Below are 20,822 nucleotides of genomic sequence, written 5' to 3'. Positions count from 1 at the left end.
AACCCTGGCTCAGAAGGGCGGTGGGTCGTTGGGGTCGGCCCTTTGGGTGTGGTATCCGAAGAAAAGGCGGTAGCCCCAGTTGTCTTTGGGGGCGGCTGCGCGGGTGGGGGCGCCGCCGTTGGCGCGGTGGGCAGCGTTGAGTGCGCGCTCTGCGGCGATGCGGTAGGCGCGGTCTTTGGCCTTGGTGCGTTTTCGTTTCGGCATCTTCACCGACTTGTCGGCGGCGGCTTCTTTTCTCGGGCTGCCCCGCTGCACCGACGCCGAGGTGGTGTTCACGCCCGGGAACAGGATGCGGCTCAGTGGGATGCTGGTGTAGGTGTGGCCGGTGGGGGTGGTGAAGATGACGGTGCCGTCTGGTTGTTGGACTTCGGACCAGCCGTCGCGGAAGGTCTTGATCAGGTGGTGATGGCGGCAGTGGCCCTTGAGGTTGGAGGCATGGGTGGGCCCGCCGTCACCCCAGGGGATGGTGTGGTCGAGGTCGGCGTCGCGGATGGGGCGGTCGCAGCCCGGGACCCGGCAGGTCAGGTCGCGGGCTTGCACGAATTCGCGGTCCGCGGCGCGGATGCGGTAGCTGTCGGTCGGGTCGACCGCCGGGGCCTTGATGTGGCGGATCTTTGCGCCGGCGGCGATCAGGGCTGCGATCAACGCATTCGGCACCATCCCGTAGCCGGGGATGAACCCCGGCGCCGTGCCGGTCTTGGGAGCTGGTGGGGCGGGCTCTGACTCGGCCTCACCAGGCTCGGCGACCGGCGCGCCTGCGTGAGTGGTTTCGCCGGCGGTAGCGGCGTCCGAGGTAGCCGCCTCGGCCGCCACTAGCTCGGGCTCCTCGCCCGTCGGTAGCTTGGCTTCTCGGTCGGTAGGAGCCGGGCAGTGCCGCGGAGCCGACGACGGCGGCTCCTGGTCTGTATCAGGGTCTGTCGGTTCCCTGTGGGGTACAGCAGGCTTGGTGTCCTTGGTGGGGTATGTGATGGTCACGTTCGTAGGCCCGGTGGGAAACACGCCTTCGCCGTGGATCAGCGGATCGGGATCACCCTCCAGCGCAGGGGCGTCGGCGTAGATGTGCACCACGAACCGCGAGGCCACCCCGTCCTCGGCGGCCGCGGGGCAGATCTCGGAGCCGCACAGGCATTTCAGGTGATCGGCATCGGCGCCGAGGGCCTCGGCGGCATCGGCGAGCCGCTGGTCCAGCGTGCGGGGATCATTGGGGCACACCGCTTTGGCCATGGTGCGCAGTTTGCCCATCAGCAGGGCGCCGCCGGGTTTGGTCAACCGCATCGCGATGGTGGTGATGCCGGCCTTGTCGTCGGTGTGCTCCACGGTGACCCCGCGCCCGCGCACGGTGTTACGGACCCGCCGCACCGCGTCGGGGTCGAAGCGTTCGACCCACACATCGACGGCGTTCTTCAACTTGTAGTACGACAGCCCGCTCCACCCGCACGTGGTGGCGGCCTCGACGCACGCGGAATCGATGTTGGCCAGCGCCTGCTCGTCGACCACCAGCAGGGTGCGTTCCACCACGGTGGCCATCACCCGCGCGGAGATTTCCCCACGGTGGAACAGGGCGGCGAGTTGGGGGAAGCGGTCTCGCATCGCGGCGCCGACTTGTAGATCGTTGAACGCCCAGCGCGCCGAGATGCCGAAGGCGATCCCCATCTGGGCCACCACATCGTCTTCGGCGTCGATGGCACACAAACCGGCGTCCTCGTCGGCGTCGGCCAGGAACACCGCTGCCCATTCGGCCAGCGCCGCCAGACGCTGTGCTTCCGCGGCGGCGGCCACCCGAGCCCAGCTCACCGCGGCATCGACGACCGGGGCGGCAGCACTGCCACCGCGCAACTCGTCGATCATCGTCGGTAACTGGGGGAACATGCCCCGACCATACCGACCACCACCGACAAAAAACCTTCACCAAAAGGTAAGCCGCAGAACCCTTTTACTGTCGCTCAATTGTCGCGCCCAGGCGGGCACAATCACTCGAGCAGGCCCCGATTGGCGGTCGGAGCCTCCTTCTGACTAGCGGTTCACCACATTGCGCAGCGGCTCGCCGCGGTCGAGTCGCACGATGTTGGCGGCGATGTCGTCGACCCGGCCCCGGAAGGTGTCCCGGGTGACGCCGGAGGAATGCGGGGTCATCAACACGTTGGGCAGCTCCGCGAACGGCAGCCTGCTGGGCTCGCCGCGACCGTCCGGACCCGGGTAGGTGTACCAGACATCAATGGCCGCAGCGGCGATCACGTTGTCACGCAGCGCACCGTAGAGGTCAGCTTCCACCACCAGCGGACCACGACCGACATTGATCAGCACCCCGGCAGGCCCGAGCGCACGCAACTGGGGCGCCCCGATCATCCCGGTGGTCGCCTCCGTCAACGGCGCGGACACCACCACGATGTCCGACTCGGCCATCAGCCGCTCCAGCGACGAGGTGTCAGCCGCCCACTGCAGGCCGTACTCCCCCGCATCCACCCGGCCCGAACCGGTCACCGCGGCCCCGGTGGCACCGAACGCCCGGAACAACTTCCAGGCACGCTGCCCGATGTGGCCGAACCCGACGAATCCCACTCGCGCATCGCTCAATGTGGCCGGCTGGGCGATACCGGCGTCGTACACCGACGTCGCCCACCGGCCCTGTCGCAGGGCTCGGTCCTGGGCCAGGAAGTCACGGCGCAGCACAACGGCCGCCGCCACGATGTACTCGGCGATGGACGCCTCGTGATGAAAGGTGTTGGCCACCAGCACCCCCGGTGCCAACGCCGCGAAATCCACCTTGTCGGTCCCGGCGCCGGCGACGTGGATCAACCGCAGCTTCTCCGCGGCAGCGGCCAACTCGGCACCGAACCGCCCACCCACGTACACATCAGCGTCGCGTACGTCCTCGAACAGGTCCTGCGGACTGCAGCCGATACGCCAGCACACCTCGAATGACGACGGTAACGCCGCCTCCAGCTGGGGACGGTGCGGCACCAGATTCACGTCGGCGACAACGATTTTCATCGGTCGAGTGCCGGACGCTTGCTGTCGAACGTCCATCCCGGCACCAGATACTGCATCGCCAGTGCGTCGTCGCGGGCGCCGAGGCCTTCCTTCTGATACAGCTCGTGCGCGGCGGCCACGGCCTCTTCGTCGAGCTCGACGCCGAGACCCGGCCGCTCGGGCACGGTCAGGTAACCGTCGACGATGTCGTAGGGCTCCTTGGTGATCCGCTGGCCGTCCTGCCAGATCCAGTGCGTGTCGATGGCGGTGATCTCCCCCGGTGCGGCCGCGGCCACATGGGTGAACATCGCGAGCGAGACGTCGAAGTGGTTGTTGGAGTGCGATCCCCAGGTCAGCCCCCACGCGTCGCAGAGCTGAGCCACCCGAACCGAGCCGTTCATGGTCCAGAAGTGCGGGTCGGCCAGTGGGATGTCGACGGCGCCGGAGCGGATCGCATGGCCCATCTCACGCCAGTCGGTGGCGATCATGTTCGTCGCCGTGGGTAACCCGGTGGCGCGTTTGAACTCCGACATCACCTCACGACCGGAGAATCCGCCTTCGGGCCCCACCGGATCCTCGGCGTAGGCCAACACATCGGCCAGGCCGCGGCAGGTGCGAATGGCATCGGCCAGCAGCCAACCACCATTGGGGTCCAGGGTGATCCGGGCATCCGGGAACCGCTGCGCCAGAGCGGTGACGGCCGCGGCCTCGTCAACGGCGGGCAGCACGCCGCCTTTGAGCTTGAAATCCGCGAACCCATAACGCTCATAGGCCGCCTCCGCCAGCCGCACCACACCTTCCGGGGTGAGCGCCTCCTCGTGCCGGACCCGCAGCCACGCATCCGCGGAGTCGGGCTCATCCTCCGGCGACAAATAGGCCAGGTCGGTCTTGGTGCGGTCGCCGACGAAGAACAGATAGCCCAGCGCCTGCACCTTGCTGCGCTGTTGACCATCGCCCAGCAGCGCCGCCACCGGCACCTCGAGATACTGGCCCAGCAGGTCGAGCAGCGCCGATTCCACGGCCGTCACCGCGTGCACGGCGATCCGCAGGTCGAAGGTCTGTGCGCCGCGGCCGCCGGTGTCGCGGTCGGCGAAGGCCGTGCGCATGGCGGCCAGCACCGCGTGGTAGTCGCCGACGGTGTTGCCCACCACCAGGCTTCGCGCGTCCTCCAGGGTGCGACGGATCGGTTCGCCGCCGGGCACCTCACCGACACCGGTGCGGCCATCGGAATCGGTGAGGATCACCAGGTTCCGGGTGAAGTACGGCGCGTGGGCGCCGCTGAGGTTGAGCAGCATGCTGTCGTGTCCCGCGATGGGGATCACCGTCATGTCACTGACAACCGGGGTGCGTTTGGCAGAACTCATCGTCGAACCTTCATCTCTCGTCGTCATGACGCAAACCATTTGTCACCGTTGGCCACCGGCCGCACCACGCGGGACACCTTGTCGCACACGGTGTGCAGGGCCTGCACGATCTCGGCTTCCCGTTCTGCGGTGAGCCGTGACAACGGCACCGATGCGCTGATCGCATCCTGGGCCGGATGGGTGTAGCGCAGCGTGACCGCGAAACAACGCACCCCGACGGTGTTCTCCTGGTTGTCGGTGGCGTGCCCGCGGATCCGGACCTCTTCCAGGGTCTCCTGCAGTACCGCGGGATCGGTGATCGTGTGCGGCGTCAGGGAGGTCAGCGCGGCCGGGATGTGGGCGGCGCGGTCCGCGCCCACCCGCTCGGCCAGCAGCGCCTTGCCGAGCGCGGTGGTGTATGCAGGTAGCCGGCGGCCCACCCGGTTCGCATTGCGCAGATACTGTTTCGACTCCCGCGTGGCCAGGTACACCACGTCGGTGCCGTCGAGGCGCCCCAGGTGGAAGGTCTCGTCCAGCTCGGCGCGCAGTTCGTCGAGGAACGGGGTGATCAACGGCAGGTACGGGTCGCTGTCGAGGTAACTCGTGCCCACCAGCAGCGCCCGCATGCCGATGCCGTACTGCGTGCCCGACTCGTCACAGCGCACCCAGCCCTGCCCCATCAGCGTTCTGAGCAACGCGTGGGTACTGCTGCGCGGCATGTCCAGGGCCGCGCAGATCTCGCGGATCCGGGCCGGGTTGTCCTGGCGGCCGGCCAGATACTCGAGCAGTTCGACCGTGCGGACGGCCGACTTGACCTTGCGTACGTTGACATCACTGTCGTCCGCGGCGTCTTCAGACACTTTCATCTCCTCCCACGTCCTGCCACGCCGAAGCCCGACTCACAGCAGCTGGCGGACGATCAGCACCACCGCGCCTGTCGCCGACACCCCGATGGCCAACCACCTGAGCCGTGCCGGGTCCAGGAACCGGTTCACATACCTCGACAGCACATAGCCGACCACCGTGGCCGGCGCCAGCACCGCGAACGTCATCAGCGTGTGGGAGCTCACCGCGCCGGTGAACCACAACGCCGCCAACGACATCAACGAACCGACCAGGAAGAAGCCGCTCATCGTGCCGCGAAGCCGCGCACCGCTGTTGCCCTGCCACACCAGCGCCATCGGCGGACCACCGATGGAGGTGGCGGTCCCCAGCAGCCCGGAGGTTGCGCCCGCGAGCACGACATTGCGACGCCGCGGTGCCGGCACCCACCCGGCAGTGGTCAGCACGACGCCCAGCAGCACCACCGCGGCCAGCATCACGGCCAACCCTTTCTCCGGCAGGGCGGCCAGCAGCAGCGCGCCGGCGATGGTGCCCGGCACCCGGCCGACCAACGCCCACTTCGTCCCGCTCAAGTCGATGGCCGCGCGCTCCCGCACCGACACGATGAGGGTGACGAAGGTGGCCAGCATGATCAACGTGCCGGGAATCAGGGCGGGGTCGACGATGGCGACGACGGGGGCTGCCAGCATTCCCATGCCGAAGCCGATCGATGCCTGCAGGCACGAGGCCAACAGCACCGCCACCGCCACCACGGCGAAACCCGCTGCCGTCGTGGTCATTGGCGCGCATCATCGCTCACGCCGGTACCGCTGTTGCGCTCTGCTCCACGTTCAGCGGGTGGAAGCACTCCGCGCGGTGGCCCTTGCCCGCGGTGTCGAGCACCAGCGGTGGCCGGGTGCTGGCGCACTCGTCGGTGGCCTTCCAGCACCGGGTGCGGAACCGGCAGCCCGACGGCGGATTCAGCGGTGACGGGATCTCCCCCTTCAGCAGGATCCGTTCTTTGCGCTGGGCGGCGTTGAGCTTGGGGGCCGCGGACATCAGCGCCGCCGTGTACGGGTGGTTGGCCCGGTCGAACACCGAGTCGGTGTCGCCGGATTCGATGATGCGGCCCAGGTACATCACGGACACCCGGTCGGCGACATGGCGCACCACCGACAGGTCGTGGCTGATGAAGATGTAGGAGATCTGCAGTTCCTTCTGCAGATCGTTGAGCAGGTTGAGCACCTGCGCCTGTACCGAGAGATCCAGTGCCGACACCGGCTCGTCGCAGATGATGACATCGGGATTCAGCGCCAGGGCGCGGGCGATGCCGATGCGCTGGCGCTGCCCGCCGGAGAACTCCTGGGGGTACTTGCCTGCCGCCTTGGCGCCGAGACCCACCATGTCGAGCAGCCCGCGCACCCGCATCTCGCGGTCCTTGCGGCCGGGATAGAGGGTCTTGTGGGTGCGCCACGGCTCGGCGATGATCTCGCCGGCCGTCATCCGGGCGTTGAGCGAGGCGTACGGATCCTGGAACACCATCTGGACCCGCCGCCGGAATGACAGCAGCTCTTTGCCTTTGAGGGTGAAGGGGTCGATGTCGTCGAACGTCACCGAGCCGGAGTCCGGGCGTTCCAGCATCATCAGTGTCCGGGCCAGCGTCGACTTGCCGCAGCCCGACTCCCCCACCAGTCCCAGCGTCTCGCCACGCGCCAGGTCCAGATTGATGCCGTCCAGCGCGCGCAACGAGTTCTTGGCACCGGGAACCCTGAACGTCTTGGTGAGGTCTTTGACCTCGAGCACCTTGGACGTCCGCTGTTGATCAGACATTGACGACCTCTTCCGGGAAGTGGCAGGCGGCTTTGCGGCCGGTGCCGGTGGCGGTCAGGCTGGGCCGGGTGGTGGCGCACAGATCGCGGGCCAGCGGGCAGCGCGCCTGGTAGACACAGCCTTTCGGAATCGAATGCAGATCCGGCGGCGCACCCCCGATGGACTTGAGTTCCTCGCCGCGTTCGGCATCGACCGGGACCGAGTTCAGCAGGCCCTTGGTGTACGGGTGCTTGGGGTTGGCGAAAATCTCTGCCACCGGCCCAGTTTCGACGATGTTGCCGGCATACATCACCGCCACCCGGTCGGCCTCCTCGGCCACCAGCGCCAGATCGTGGGTGATCAGCACGACGGCCATGTCGTACTCGGTGCGCAGGTCGCGCAGCAGCGCCATGATCTGCGCCTGCACCGTCACGTCGAGTGCGGTGGTCGGTTCGTCGGCGATCAGCACACTGGGGTTCAGCGCCACCGCCATGGCGATGAGCAGACGCTGGCGCATACCGCCGGAGAACTGGTGCGGGTAGGAGTTGACGCGGGTCTCGGGCTGCGGGATGCCCACCCGCTCCATCAGTTCCACCGCTTTGCGCTTGGCCTCTTTGGCTTTCATGCCATGGTGGATCTGGAACGGCTCGGCCAACTGGGCGCCCACGGGGTACAGCGGGTTCAGCGCGGTGAGCGCGTCCTGGAACACGATGGCCAGTTCCGTGCCGGCCAGTTTGCGGCGGGTCCTGCGGTCGACGGCGAACAGGTCCTGCTCGGCCAGGATCGCCGAACCCTGCGTCACCTCGGCGACGGGTTCGAGCAATCCAACCAGCGCGGTGGCCGTCATGGATTTGCCGCACCCGGATTCGCCGAGCAGCGCCAGGGTCTCGCCGCGGTGCGCCTCGAACGTCACGCCGTTGACGGCGCGCACGGTGCCGGTGATGGTGCGGATGTCCACGCACAGGCCGTCGACCTTGAGTGCCGGGTCGGCGGCGACGTCGTGCTCGGCGGACACGTGATCAGCTAACACGGTCATCTACAGGGCCTTTCCGGACTTGGCGAAACGGGACAGACGCTTCTGCGGGACGGTGAGCCGCCACCGCTGCCCGGGATCGGTGGCGATCCGGGCCCAGGCGGCGAGGATGGTTGCCGAGACGGTGGTGATGACGATGGCCAGGCCGGGGAAGAACGACAGCCACCAGGCGGTGTGCAGGTAGGTGCGGCCCTGGGCGACCATGAGGCCCCAGCTGACGTCCGGCGGCTGGATGCCGATACCCAGGAAGCTCAAGGAGCTCTCGGCCAGCATCACGTAGCAGAAGTCCAGGGTGGCGACCGTCAGCAGGGTGGGTAGCACCACCGGCAGCACATGGCGGACGATGATGGCGTTGCCGTTGGCCCCGAAGGTGCGAGCGGCGTCGACGAAGACCCGCGTCGACAGCTCCGCCGACTCGGCCCGGGCGGTGCGCAGGTACACCGGGATGCGGGTGATGGCCAGCACCGCAACGATGTTGGCGGCACTCGGCGAGAACACGTAGAGCACCACCACCGCCAGCAGCAGCGAGGGGAAGCTCATGATGACATCGGCGACGCGCATGGCCACCGTTTCCCGCCAGCCGCGGTAGAAGCCGGCCCACATGCCGATCAGCGAGCCGATCACGGCGCTGATCACCACCGCCGGGATGGCCACCGAGAGGGTGGTCTGGCTGGCGACGATCAGCCGCGCCAGCATGCTGCGTCCGAGCGGGTCGGTGCCGAGGATGTTGGCCCAGCCGTGGGACAGGGTGAAGGGCGCCTGGTTGGAGTTGTCGAGGTCGATGCGGGTGGCCAGTTCGCCCATCAGCATCGGGCCGAGCAGGGCGGTGAGGAACACCAGCGCCAGGACGATCGCCGCGGCGGCGGCCACCCGGTCGTTGACCAGGAGGCGCACCCAGGTGGACCCGGCACGTTTCTTGGGCGTTGCGGACTCTCCGACGATCGGGGTGGTCGGCTTGACCGGGACCATATCGATTTGAGTGCTCACGTTCTGGCTCCCTTAGACTTTCGCCGGTTCGCGAACGCGTGCGTCGAGCAGCGCGTAGCAGGCGTCGATGAAGATGTTGAGCAGGAAGATGCTCACGGCGGTCAGCAGAACCGCGGCCTGCAGTACCGCGAAATCGCGTTGCAGGATCGCGTCGATCATCAGCTTGCCGATACCGGGCCAGCCGAAGATGGCCTCGACCACCACCGCGCCGTTGATGAGGCCGACGGCCAGGTCACCGGCGACGGTGAGGGCGGGTGCGGCGGCGTTGCGCAGCGCGTGATGGGTGACGACGCGAAAGTCGCCGGCGCCCTTGCTCCGCGCCAGCCGGACGTAGGGCGCGGACAACGCCGAGACCATGGCACCGCGGACCACCTGGGTCAGCACCCCCAGCGGACGGATCATCAGGGTGGCGATCGGCAGGATCCAGGACAGCATGCCCGCGTCGGTGCCGGAGGTCGGCAGCCAGCCCATCAGCACCGAGAACAGCCACACCCCGGTGATGGCGAACCAGAAGTCGGGGATGGATGCCGCGGTCATGGACAGCAGGCTGGAGAACCGGTCGGCCAGTGAGTTGGGCCGGTAGGCCGCCCAGCAGCCGATCACGACAGCCAGGACGATGGCCAGAAGCATTGTGGTGACGGCCAATTGGAGCGTGGCGGGGAATGCGCGCAGCGCCATGGTGGAGGCGGACTCCCCGGTGCGCAGCGAGGTGCCGAAGTCCAGGTGCAGCACGCCGGAGAAGTAGTTCATCAGCTGCGTCCACACCGGCTGGTTGAGGCCGTTGGCTTCGGCGAACTCGGCGCGCTGCGCTTCGGTGGCCGACTCCGGCAGGTACAGGCTGGTGGGGTCACCGGTCAGCCTGGCCAGGAGGAACACCCCCAGCAGCACGATGATCAGAGGGAGGGCGCTGGTGTACATCCGGCGCCTGACGAACGAGAACATGGGCGAAGCCTCCTGTGCGATCAGGTGTTGTCGGTCTGGGCGGCGTCAGCGCTGGCCGGTGTCATCTCGGCCAGTCGCATCTCGTCGCCGGTCGCCGAGTTGGGGGTGTAGGCGACCCGGGCCGATTTGCCGAGGATGCCCTTCATGTGGGCGAGGTAGGCCATCTGCATGATCTCCTGCGGTTCCTCGGCGAACAGCTGCGCGAACGCATCCTGGCGGGCCTGGCCGGTGAGGGCTTCCGCGGCTCTGATCTTGGCGTCGAATTCCGGTGTGCCGTAGGCCGCTTGGGGGCCGTCGGACAGCATGTACTGATCCAGGGTGAAGGCGGCGTCACCGGCCTGGTTGCCGTGCATGATCATCAGCAGGTACGGGCCGGTGTTCTCCGGGAACGGCCGCAGCTGGTATTCGAGCTGGGCGGCGGTGTCCATCATCTCGATCTTGACGTTGAGACCGATGTCGCTGAACTCGCTCTGCAGCACCTCGATGGTCTCGGCGATCTTGGGAAATTGTGCGGTGCGGCCGATCAGCCGGATCTCGTTGTCCACCGGCACCCCGTCGGCCTTCGCCTCGGCGATCAGTTGCTTGGCCTTGTCCGGGTCGTAGGGCCACAGCGGCAGGTCGGCGTTGTAGCCCACCACGCCCGAGGGGATCAGCTGCGAGGCCGGATCGCCGAGCCCGCGGAACAAGGCCTTGACGATGCCGGGGCGGTTGACGGCGTAGTTGATCGCCTGCCGCACCCGCATGTCGTCGAGCGGCGGCTCTACTGCCTGAATGCGCAGCGCGGTGGTCTCGTTGTTCTGGAACGGCACACCCAGATCGCCCGCACCGTCTTCAGGTCCGAGTGAGGTGGCGATATCAGCTTCGTCATTGGTGATCATCGCCGCCCGGACGCTGCCCTCGCTGCGCCACTGGTACTCGGCACGCGCGAAGGCCGGCGCGGCACCCCAGTAGGTCTCGTTGCGGTGCAGGGTGAGTTTCTGTCCGTACTCCCAGTTCTCGATGGCGTACGGGCCGGTGCCGATGGGCTCGCGCACCTTCTCCGCGGTGCTGGTGCTGCGCGGAACGATCTCCACGAACGAAAGCCGCAGTGGCAGAATCGGATCCGGGGTCTGGGTGGTGACTGTCAGCGTGGTGGGGTCCACCACGGTCAATCCCAGCTCCTCGTCGCCGAACACGTAGCCGTCGACATTGCACTGCAGATCGGAGTTGACGGCGCGGTCGATGGAGAACGCCGCGTCGTCGGCGGTGAACGGTGCGCCGTCGGAGAACGTCACGCCTTCACGGATCGTGAAGGTCCATTCGGTGGGCGTGGCCTGTTCCCACTGCGTGGCCAGCAAGGGCTGCAGTTCGCCGGAGTTGGGATCGCGCTCGACGAGCGGTTCGGTGATGTTGGACCGCACGACGATTCCGGTCGAGGTCAGTGAGCTCTCGCACGGTTCCAGGGTCGGCGGCTCCTGGGACAGCACCACCCGCAGGGTGTTGGGGTCGTAGCCGCCGTGGCCGGAGTTGGCCACCGTGCAGCCGCTGGCCGTCACGCACACCCCGGTCAGGGCCAGGGCCATCACGCGGCGAGAAAACGGGCCTGCGTGGCTCATGAGGGTCCTCCAATTCGAGGGGTGAGATGAGCGCTGGGCTGGAGCGCTCCGGGGTCTCGAGTGACGTCCACGTATGTAGATGACTGCTGTGATCGCAGACACAAGGTAAGAACGTGCCAACAACCCCGTCAACCCCGCCGAGGGCGCCTGAAACCGGTCGTCACAGCCCAAATCCGTTGGGACAACGAAGCCGCCCACTGGCAGAAAAGCACTCTGAGCAGGGGTTTTTCTCGTGACGGACACCGATCCATGCCGTCACGGACGGCGCGCTGGCCTAGTTATTCGCTTTCGGCAACAATCGATGCTAATTCCGTGTTGGACAGGTATTCGCGCCCGGACTTACCGTCGCTACACACCGTTGGAGGAGAATCGTTGTGACCAGCCCCGGCCAGACCCCCGCCACCGCCGTGCTGCAGGTGGGCCCCCTCGAGCCCTCACTGCAGGACACACTGCGCTCGTCGTACGGCGCCGTGGTGCTGCCCTCGGACCCCGCACAACGCGCCGACTTCCTGGCCGAGCACGCCGACCACATCACCGTCGCCGTCACCTCGGGGCGTACGGGTGTCAACGCCGAGTTGATCGCAGACCTGCCGAAACTCGCGGCGATCGTGCACTTCGGCGTCGGTTATGACACCACGGACCTGGACGCCGCGGCCTCGCGTGGCATCGTCGCCAGCAATACACCGGACGTGTTGACCGATTGCGTCGCCGACACCGCGGTGGGGCTGTTGATCGACACGCTGCGACAGTTCTCGGCCTCGGACCGGTTCGTCCGCGCCGGTTCCTGGTCGGCGACGAACAATTACCCGCTGACCCGTCAGGTCAGCCACACCCGGGTCGGGATTCTCGGCCTCGGCCGCATCGGCGGGGCCATCGCGCAGCGCCTGACGGCGTTCGGCTGCCGGATCTCGTACCACAACCGCAGTGAGGTGCCGGACTCGCCGTTCATCTACGCCCCGTCGGCGCTGGAACTGGCGCGGCAGGTGGACGTCCTCATCGTCGCCGCCGCGGGCGGTGCCGGCACCAGGCATCTGGTGGACGCGGAAACCCTTGCCGCGCTTGGCCCCCAGGGTTATCTCGTCAATGTCGCACGCGGCAGTGTGGTCGACGAGGACGCCCTGGTCGAAGCGCTGACCAACGGCCGCCTCGCCGGTGCCGGGCTGGATGTGTTCACCGACGAGCCCAACGTCCCCGAGGCACTGCTGGCCCTCGACAACGTGGTGTTGTTGCCCCATGTGGGCAGCGCCACGGTGCAGACCCGCGCCGCCATGGAGGATCTGACGCTACGCAATCTGGACAGCTTCCTGCAGTCCGGCGAGCTGGTCACTCCGGTGCCCATGCCGTCGACCGTCTGAGGCAGGTCAACGGAGGATGGTGTCGTCCTCGACCAGATCGTCGGTGGTCCACTCACGCGGCGGCAACACGTCACGCAGCAGCCTCAGCAGCGCCGGGTTGGTGCTGTCACTGCGCCAGACGGCATCCAGTTCCACCGGCCGTTCCCGGAACGCCCCGATGGACCGGAACACCACGTCGTCGGGATGCAGCGTGGACGCCGACGCCGGCACCAGTGCGATGCCGAGTCCGGAACGCACCAGCACCAGCATGGTGTGCACCTGTGTCACGTACTGGACGTAGCGCGGCGTCGCCCCGGCGATGGTGAACGTACTGATCAGCAGCTCGTTGAAGTACCGCGCCTGGACCGGCGAGTACATGATGACGTCCTGGCCGTCGAGGTCGGTCAGCGTCAGCTGACGCGGCAGTGCCGCCAGCGGATGCCCGGACGGCAGCGCGGCCACCAGTTGCTCATGCAGCAGCGGACGCGACACCAGGCCGGGCCGTTTCAGCGGGGGCCGGGCCATCCCCAGGTCCAACTCGCCGGTCATCAGGCCTTCGAGCTGGACGGCGGTGACCATTTCGCGCAGCTCCAGCTTCACGTCCGGTAGGTGCGCGCGGGCGCTGTCGAGCAGCCGCGGCAGCACCGCGTGCGCCGAGGCGGCGGTGAACCCGATGACGACAGTGCCGAGGTCACCGGCCGGTACACGTTTGACGGTCAGGGCAGCACCCTCGGCGAGCTGCAGGATGCGACGGGCATCGGGCAGGAAGGCCACCCCGGCCGGTGTCAGCGTCACCGAACGGGTGGTGCGGTCGATGAGCTGCACCCCGAGTTCGGTCTCCAGCTGCTGGATCTGCCGTGACAGTGGGGGCTGCGTCATGTGGAGACGCTCGGCGGCACGGCCGAAGTGCAGCTCCTCGGCTACCGCGATGAAGCAGGACAACCTCGCCAAGGAAAACACGGCACACTCCGATGCGCTGTCCGCATAACTGCCTGGTCGTTATGCCTCTTGGTGCATCAGTGTACGAAACACAGAGCTACCAGCGCGGGCTGATCGACTCGAAAGACGGGTCGACACTGCGCATGTAGCCGGTGTCGTCGCGGTCCCGGATGCCGCTGCGCAGATACTGCTCGTGCAACGAAGCCAGCGCGTCGGCATCGAGCTCGATGCCCAGCCCGGGGGACGTGGGTACTGCCACCGATCCGTCCCGGATCTTCAGTACACCGGGTTTGACCACATCATTCGGCGCCGCCTCCTCCTTCCACGGCCAGTGGGTGTCACAGGCGTAGGTGAGGTTCGGGGTGGCCGACGCCAGGTGCACCATCGCCGCCAGCGAGATGCCCAGGTGCGAGTTGGAATGCATGGACAGGCCGAGTCCGAAGGTGTCGCAGATGCCGGCCAGCAGCCGGGAACGCTGCAGTCCGCCCCAGTAATGGTGGTCGGAGAGCACCACTTTGACCGCCCCGGCGGCAACCGCCGGCGCCAGCTGATCGAAGGCCACCACACACATGTTGGTGGCAAGCGGCATCGGCGCCTGCTGGGCCACGTCGGCCATGCCCTCGATACCGGGCGTCGGGTCCTCCAGGTATTCGAGGATGCCGGCCAGCCCGGAGGCCACCTTCACCGACGTCTGCGGTGTCCAGGCCGCGTTGGGGTCGAGCCGCAGCGGGTGGTTCGGGAACGCGGCATGCAACGCCTCGATGGCGGCCATCTCCTCTTCGGGGGGAAACACGCCACCCTTGAGTTTGATTGCGGTGAAGCCGTATTCATCGATCATGCGGCGTGCCTGGGCGACAATGCCGTCGGGGTCCAGAGCCTCACCCCACGAGTCCGGCTCGGCACCGGGATGGGCCGCCCACTTGTAGAAGAGGTAGGCGCTGAACGGCACCGCCTCGCGCACGGCGCCGCCGAGCAGATCCGATACCGGCCGTCCGGTGGCATGGCCCTGGACATCCAGGCACGCCACCTCGAACGGCGAGAGCACCTGGTCGACAGCACTGGCCGAGGTGATCATCCCCGCGGTGCCCACGGCGGCGTCGTCGCCGTGCAGGCGGACCGCGATCGCGGCGCGGATCTCGTTGAGCGCGAACACGTCCAGGCCCGTGATGGCCTCGGCCGCGGCGTGCAATCGAGCCAGGTGCCGGGTGTCGGCGTAGGTCTCCCCCAACCCGGTCAGCCCGGCGTCGGTGTCGAGTTCGACGATGGCCCGCAGCGCGTACGGCTGATGGACCCCGACGGTGTTGAGCAGCGGCGGGTCGGCGAACGCCACCGGGGTGATGCGTGCCCCGGTGATCCGGATCGGCCCGGACATCAGCGCACCGCGGCGAGTTCGTTGGCGATCACGGCGCGGCCGGCTTTGAGCATCTCCTCGAGCTGGGCCACGTCCTCGCGCGCCGCATCGATCAGCGGCGGCCGCACCGGTCCGGCGTCGATGCCCTCCAGGGCCACGCCGGCCTTGATGAGGGACACGGCGTAGCCGGGCACCGTGTCGCGCAGGCGCACCAGCGGGTGGAAGAACTCCCGCAGCAGCGCTGCGACCAGTGCTTCGTTACCGCTTTCCAGCGCCTCGTAGAACGCCAGCGCGAGTTCGGGTGCAAAGGCGAACGTGGCCGACGAGTACAGCGTGACGCCGATGGCGCGATACGCCTGCTGAGACACCTCGGCGGTGGGCAGACCGTTGAAGAACTGGAACGGCTTGCCGGACGGTTCGAGGGCATCGGTCACCGCGCGCACGATGCGGGCCACCCGGTCGATGTCACCGGTGCCGTCCTTGAAACCGACGACGTTGGAAATGTGGGCGACCTCGACGGCGGAGGCCTCGGTGTAACGGGCATTGGCGCGGTTGTAGACGATCACCGGCAACGAGGTGGCGCCGGCGACAGCGCGGGTATAGGCCACCAGGCCGGCCTGCGGCAAGCTCACCAGATACGGCGGCAGCAGCAGGATCCCGTCGGCGCCTGCGGTCTCGGCCGCCCGGGCGAACACCTTGGCCTGCGCCACCGATCCCCCGGCGCCGGCGTACACCGGCACCCGACCGGCGACGGCCTCCACGGCGGTGCGCACCACCGCGGCGAACTCCTCCGCCTCCAGCGCGTGGAATTCACCAGTACCGCAGGCGATGAACACACCGCCCGGCCCGGCGTCGACGCCCTTGGCGACGTGCTCGGCGAGCTTGTCGAGATCGACGTCACCGGTCGCGGTGAACGGGGTGACGGGGAAGAACAGAACGCCGTCGAGTTGGGTGCCTGAGCGCATGAGGAGTCTCCTAGTGGGGTGTGAGGGTCAGTCTTGGACGAGGCGGCCGTCGATGCGACGCCAGAGGTGATCGGGATTGCCATCGGCGATTGCGCTGGGCAGCAGGGCTTTCGGGACATCCTGGTAGGCCACCGGCCGCAGGAACCGTTCGATGGCGCGTGCGCCCACCGACGTGGTACGAGAATCCGAGGTGGCCGGGAACGGTCCGCCGTGCACCATCGCGTAGCCCACTTCCACGCCGGTGGGCCAGCCGTTGAACAGGATTCGTCCCGCCTTGAGCTCCAGGATCGGCAGCAGACGGGCAGCGTCGGGGTGGTCGCTGTCGTCGGCGTGCACCGTCGCCGTCAGCTGGCCCTCGAGTTTGCTTGCCACCGAGGCCACTTCATCGGTGTCGGCGCACCTGACGACCAGACTCGAAGCGCCGAAGACCTCGGCCTGCAGCACCTCGGAGCCCAGGAAGCTGGCGGCATCGGTGGAGAACAGCGCGGCCTGGCAGGTGGTGGGGTTGGGGCCGGACTTACCACGCGCCACCAGATCAGCGGCGCCGTCGAGATCGCGGACCCCGTCGGCGTAGCTCTGCGCGATGTTCGGGGTCAGCATGGGCGTGGGAGCGGTCTGGCCCAGGGCTTTCCCGGCCGCGGCCACGAACGCATCGAGATCCGGTCCGTCGACGGCGATGACGAGGCCGGGGTTGGTGCAGAACTGCCCGGATCCCATGGTCAACGACGCCACGAACGCCTGGCCGAGTTCGGCGGCACGGGTGCGCAGCGCACCGTCGAGCAGGAACACCGGGTTGATGGAGCTCATCTCGGCGTAGACCGGGATGGGTTCGGGACGGGCAGCCGCGGCGGCCACCAGAGCTGTTCCCCCCGAGCGTGATCCGGTGAACCCGACGGCCTTGATGCGAGGATCGGTGACCAGGGCGGTGCCCAGCGACCGGCCGGAGCCGAACAGCAGGGAGAACGTACCTGCGGGCAGTCCCGAGTCCGCGACGGCTTTGGTGATGGCGCGGCCGACGATCTCGGAAGTGCCGGGGTGTGCGTCGTGCGCCTTGACCACGACGGGGCAACCGGCGGCCAGCGCCGACGCGGTGTCGCCACCGGCCACCGAGAACGCCAGCGGGAAGTTGCTTGCTCCGAAGACGGCGACCGGCCCCAGGGGTACGGCGCGCTGCCGGATGTCGGCGCGCGGCGCAGGGGTGCGCTCGGGCTGCGCCGGGTCGATGCGGGCTCCGTTCCAGCTGCCCTCGCGCAGCACCGCGGCGAAGAGCCGCAGCTGGCCGCACGTGCGCCCCACCTCGCCGGCGATGCGCCCTTGAGGCAGACCGGTTTCGGCGACCGCCCGAGGCACCAGGGTGTCGGCGACGGCTTCGATGTTGGCGGCAATGGTCTCGAGGAACTGCGCGCGGTGTTCGGAGGTGGTGGCCCGGTAGGGGCCGAACGCCGCGGCCGCTGCGGCACACGCGGCCTCGACGTGGGTGGCGTCGCCGTGCCGGTACGCCGGTTCCAGAGGTGCGCCTTCGGCGGGGTCGAAAGCGCGGACCTCGGAGCCGGTACCGGTGACCAACGCGCCGGCGACGATCAGCTGCCCGGTCAGGGTGTCCGCGGGAGCAGAGGTGATTTCGGAGAGAGAGCTAGTCACGAAACCCACGGTAAGGCGGCCATCAATTCATGTCCAAGACCGATTTTGACCCCAGAAATTCAACAAAGGCATCAATCAAAGATTTGATCAAATATCGGAAATCGCCGTATATTCGAGCGGCAGTCATTCCACCAACCAGTTGTGCGGTGTCCGCGCCGTCAACATGTCAAAGGACAGCCATGGACCTGGAGTGGTCGGACAAAGATCTCGAGTTCCGCGACGAGGTGCGCGCATTTCTCGAGGAGAAACTGACCCCGGAGCTTCGGCGGGCCGGACGCCTGATGACCAGCGTCTACGCCGATCACGAAGCCAGCATGGCCTGGCAGGCCATCCTGCACGAACGCGGTTGGGCCGCCCCGGCCTGGCCCGTCGAGTACGGCGGCTGCGACTGGACCTTGAGTCAGCACTACATCTTCAGCCGCGAAGCCACGCTGGCCGGTGCGCCCACACTCTCGCCGATGGGCATCAGGATGGTGGCGCACGCGATCATCCAGTTCGGCACCCCGGAGCAGAAGGACTTCTTCCTGCCGAAGATCCTCACCGGCGAGGTGTTCTTCTGTCAGGGCTACTCCGAGCCCGAGTCGGGGTCCGATCTGGCGTCCCTGCAGATGGCCGCGGTTGACGACGGCGATCATCTGGTCTGCACGGGCAGCAAGATCTGGACCACTCACGCCACCGAGGCCAACTGGATGTTCGCCCTGGTCCGCACCTCGCGCCGGGAACGCAAACAGCAGGGCATCACCTTCGTGCTCATCGACATGAGCACACCGGGAATCGAGATCCACCCGCTGGTGATGACCTCGGGCGAGGAGGTCCAGAACCAGGTGTTCTTCGATGCCGTCCGGGTGCCGAAGTCCAATGTGCTCGGCCAGATCGACGATGGCTGGACGGTGGCGAAGTACCTACTGGAGTTCGAACGCGGCGGCGGTGCCACCGCGCCGTGGCTGCAGGTGATGGGCGAGGAGATCGCCACCGCCGCGGCCGAGCAACCCGGCCCGGCCGGCGGGCGCCTGATCGACGACGCCTCCTTCGCCCACAAGCTCGCCGACGCCCGGATCCGCACCGAGGTGTTGGAGATCCTGGAGTTCCGCACGCTGGCCACCGTGGCCGAAGGCAAGAATCCCGGCCCGGCGTCGTCGATGCTGAAGGTCCTGTCCACCGAGTTGAGCCAGACGCTCACCGAACTGGCCCTCGAGGCCGCCGGTCCGCGGGGCCGGGTGTACCAACCGCATGTGACCGCGCCCGGTGGGCCGGTGACCGAGTACGACCCGCCCGCCGATGGGTACGCCTCCGGTGATCCCTGGCAGGCCGTGGCGCCCCTGAAGTACTTCAACGACCGCGCCGGCTCGATCTACGCCGGCAGCAACGAGATTCAGCGGAACATCCTGGCAAAAGCGGCATTGGGGCTGTAAATGGACTTCAAGCTCTCTGGAGAACAAGAACTCCTGCGTGACGGGTTGGCCAAGTTCCTGGCCACGCGCTACGACCTGGAGAAGAGCCGCGCGGCGGCCAAGACGGGTCCGGGCTGGCAGCCGGAGATCTGGCGGGGCTTCGCCGAGGAACTGGGAATCCTGGGCGCCACCTTGCCCGAGGAAGCCGGCGGGCTCGGCGGTGGGCCGGTCGAGGTGATGGTGATCGCCGAGGCACTCGGTTACGCACTGGTGGTCGAGCCCTACATCGACACCGTGGTGGTGGCGGGCGGGTTGCTGCAACGCGCAGGCGGCCGACGCGCCACCGCGGTGCTGGAGCAGATCGCCGAGGGCACCGCGGTGGTGGCCGTGGCGGTCACCGAACCGGGCAGCGGCGACGACCTCACCGGAATCGCCACCATCGCGGAGCGGACCGGTGACGAGTGGACGATCAGCGGCTCGAAAATCGTGGTGGTGAGCGCTCCGCTGGCCACCCATCTGCTGATCGCCGCACGGACGCCGGAGGGACTGTCGCTGTTCCTCACCGAATTCGACGCCACGGCCCCTCCGGCCGGCACCGAGGTGCACTCCTACCGCACCATCGACGACCGCCGCGCCGCCGACCTGACCTTCGACGGTCTCCGTGTGCCCGCCGATGCACTGCTGGGCGAGGCGGGCCAGGCCGAGGCAACGCTGCTGCGTGCCCGCGATGAAGGCGCTGCCGCGGTGGTGTCCGAAGCTGTCGGCGGTATGCGCAAGGTGGTGGCCGACACGGTCGAATACAGCAAGCAGCGTCAGCAGTTCGGCCAGCCGATCGGCAGCTTCCAAGTGCTGCAGCACCGCATGGTGGACATGTACATGGAGCTCGAACAGGCCGTCGCCGCGGCGTATCTCGCCGTGCTGAACCTCGACGCCGAGCCGGTTGTCCGGGCCCGTGCGGTCTCGGCCGCCAAGGTCACCGCCGGACGCGCGGCACGGTTCATCGGACAGAACGCCGTGCAGTTGCATGGCGGTATGGGCATGACCGAAGAACTCGCGATCGGCCACTATTTCAAGCGGCTGACGGCGCTGCAGTACGAATTCGGTACTACAGCAGCGCATCTGAGCAGGTACGCCGAGCTGACGAAGCCGTGACCACCGGGGTGCGGTTGCGCCCCATCTGCTGGGCGGGGCCGGCGCACTGATTCAGCGCACCTGAATCTCCTGGCCACCGGTCACCACGAGCAGCTGCGGAAAGGTCAGCGGCATCACCGAATCCGCGGTGCCCGCCGCCGTCCACACCACCGGATACTGCGCGAGTGTGGCATCGACGACAGTGCGAAGCGGCGCCGGGTGGCCGGTGGGCGCCACTCCGCCGATCACCTGCCCGGTGGCGGCCCTCACCACCGCGGCGGTGGCTTTGCTGACGGCCGTGGCACCCAGCTGACGAGCCACGACGTCGGTGTCCACCCGGGCCGCCCCACTGGCCATCACCAGCAGCGGCTCGCCGTCGCAGTCGAACACCAGGCTGTTGGCGATCGCTCCGACGGCACAGCCCAGCTGCGCGGCCGCCGCAGCAGCGGTCTTGGCGTCGGCGTCGAGGATTCTGATGGTCGGCTCGATGCCGGCCGCCGCCACCGCGGCGGCCACCCGCGCGTTACGTTCGTTCACGTCCTCGATTCTGCTGGGCCGCTCAAGTCGAT

Annotated in this window: 18 protein-coding genes; 3 read left to right on the top strand and 15 right to left on the bottom strand. The window is 67.9% G+C overall.

Going from position 1 to position 20,822, the window contains the following annotated elements:
* Nucleotides 1–9 precede the first annotated feature (9 nt).
* The 10 genes from NL241_RS12435 to NL241_RS12390 all read right to left on the bottom strand — a co-directional run bounded on the left by NL241_RS12435 (nt 10) and on the right by NL241_RS12390 (nt 11,468).
* Entirely contained in the window at nt 10–1,869 is a 1,860-nt protein-coding gene (locus NL241_RS12435; RefSeq protein ID WP_494397697.1) for an HNH endonuclease signature motif containing protein, read from the bottom strand.
* A gap of 144 nt (nt 1,870–2,013) precedes the next feature.
* A complete protein-coding gene (locus NL241_RS12430; protein WP_494397696.1) occupies nt 2,014–2,991 on the bottom strand; it encodes a 2-hydroxyacid dehydrogenase in 978 nt (325 codons plus the stop codon).
* Nucleotides 2,988–4,334, bottom strand: a complete 1,347-nt coding sequence (gene gudD, locus NL241_RS12425) for a glucarate dehydratase (protein ID WP_494397695.1) — start codon at nt 4,332–4,334, stop codon at nt 2,988–2,990. The genes NL241_RS12430 and gudD overlap by 4 nt, the downstream gene beginning before the upstream one ends.
* 23 nt (nt 4,335–4,357) lie before the next feature.
* Entirely contained in the window at nt 4,358–5,173 is an 816-nt protein-coding gene (locus NL241_RS12420) for an IclR family transcriptional regulator (RefSeq protein ID WP_487688695.1), read from the bottom strand.
* A gap of 39 nt (nt 5,174–5,212) precedes the next feature.
* Nucleotides 5,213–5,935, bottom strand: a complete 723-nt coding sequence (locus NL241_RS12415; RefSeq protein WP_487688692.1) for a sulfite exporter TauE/SafE family protein — start codon at nt 5,933–5,935, stop codon at nt 5,213–5,215.
* A gap of 16 nt (nt 5,936–5,951) precedes the next feature.
* The gene (locus tag NL241_RS12410) at nt 5,952–6,965 is read right to left on the bottom strand and encodes an ABC transporter ATP-binding protein (RefSeq protein ID WP_487688689.1); all 1,014 of its coding nucleotides are present in this window, start codon (nt 6,963–6,965) and stop codon (nt 5,952–5,954) included.
* On the bottom strand, nt 6,958–7,980 hold the full coding sequence (locus NL241_RS12405) for an ABC transporter ATP-binding protein (RefSeq protein ID WP_487688687.1): 1,023 nt from the start codon (nt 7,978–7,980) through the stop codon (nt 6,958–6,960). The genes NL241_RS12410 and NL241_RS12405 overlap by 8 nt, the downstream gene beginning before the upstream one ends.
* The gene (locus NL241_RS12400) at nt 7,981–8,964 is read right to left on the bottom strand and encodes an ABC transporter permease (protein WP_494397694.1); all 984 of its coding nucleotides are present in this window, start codon (nt 8,962–8,964) and stop codon (nt 7,981–7,983) included.
* Nucleotides 8,965–8,976: 12 nt separating this feature from the next.
* Nucleotides 8,977–9,906, bottom strand: coding sequence for an ABC transporter permease (locus NL241_RS12395; RefSeq protein ID WP_487688681.1), 930 nt, complete (start codon nt 9,904–9,906; stop codon nt 8,977–8,979).
* A gap of 20 nt (nt 9,907–9,926) precedes the next feature.
* Complete coding sequence (locus tag NL241_RS12390; protein ID WP_494398295.1) at nt 9,927–11,468, bottom strand: ABC transporter substrate-binding protein; 1,542 nt, start codon at nt 11,466–11,468, stop codon at nt 9,927–9,929.
* 407 nt (nt 11,469–11,875) lie between these two features.
* Here NL241_RS12390 and NL241_RS12385 point away from each other — a divergent pair, with 407 nt between their 5' ends.
* Nucleotides 11,876–12,856 carry a 2-hydroxyacid dehydrogenase gene (locus tag NL241_RS12385; RefSeq protein WP_494397693.1) on the top strand — a complete coding sequence of 327 codons (981 nt, stop codon included), beginning with the start codon at nt 11,876–11,878 and terminating at the stop codon, nt 12,854–12,856.
* Between the two features lie 6 nt (nt 12,857–12,862).
* Here NL241_RS12385 and NL241_RS12380 read toward each other — a convergent pair whose 3' ends face one another.
* The 4 genes from NL241_RS12380 to NL241_RS12365 form a co-directional block, all read right to left on the bottom strand.
* Nucleotides 12,863–13,795: a LysR family transcriptional regulator gene (locus NL241_RS12380; RefSeq protein ID WP_487688675.1), complete on the bottom strand. Its 933-nt coding sequence runs from the start codon at nt 13,793–13,795 to the stop codon at nt 12,863–12,865.
* Between the two features lie 76 nt (nt 13,796–13,871).
* Complete coding sequence (locus tag NL241_RS12375; RefSeq protein ID WP_494398294.1) at nt 13,872–15,149, bottom strand: glucarate dehydratase family protein; 1,278 nt, start codon at nt 15,147–15,149, stop codon at nt 13,872–13,874.
* Nucleotides 15,146–16,090, bottom strand: coding sequence for a 5-dehydro-4-deoxyglucarate dehydratase (locus NL241_RS12370; protein WP_494397692.1), 945 nt, complete (start codon nt 16,088–16,090; stop codon nt 15,146–15,148). Before NL241_RS12370 ends, NL241_RS12375 begins: the two co-directional genes overlap by 4 nt.
* A gap of 27 nt (nt 16,091–16,117) precedes the next feature.
* On the bottom strand, nt 16,118–17,731 hold the full coding sequence (locus NL241_RS12365) for an aldehyde dehydrogenase (NADP(+)) (RefSeq protein ID WP_494397691.1): 1,614 nt from the start codon (nt 17,729–17,731) through the stop codon (nt 16,118–16,120).
* Between the two features lie 179 nt (nt 17,732–17,910).
* Here NL241_RS12365 and NL241_RS12360 point away from each other — a divergent pair, with 179 nt between their 5' ends.
* Together NL241_RS12360 and NL241_RS12355 are read left to right on the top strand one after the other, a co-directional pair.
* Nucleotides 17,911–19,143 carry an acyl-CoA dehydrogenase family protein gene (locus tag NL241_RS12360; protein ID WP_494397690.1) on the top strand — a complete coding sequence of 411 codons (1,233 nt, stop codon included), beginning with the start codon at nt 17,911–17,913 and terminating at the stop codon, nt 19,141–19,143.
* Nucleotides 19,144–20,274, top strand: coding sequence for an acyl-CoA dehydrogenase family protein (locus NL241_RS12355; RefSeq protein WP_487688665.1), 1,131 nt, complete (start codon nt 19,144–19,146; stop codon nt 20,272–20,274).
* Nucleotides 20,275–20,325: 51 nt separating this feature from the next.
* Here NL241_RS12355 and NL241_RS12350 read toward each other — a convergent pair whose 3' ends face one another.
* The gene (locus tag NL241_RS12350; protein ID WP_494397689.1) at nt 20,326–20,790 is read right to left on the bottom strand and encodes a YbaK/EbsC family protein; all 465 of its coding nucleotides are present in this window, start codon (nt 20,788–20,790) and stop codon (nt 20,326–20,328) included.
* Between the last annotated feature and the right edge of the window lie 32 nt (nt 20,791–20,822).

This window comes from Mycolicibacterium sp. SMGY-1XX, from assembly GCF_059132455.1.
Note: the sequence above shows the minus strand (reverse complement) of the source record. Positions and strands in the feature narration are given on the sequence as shown.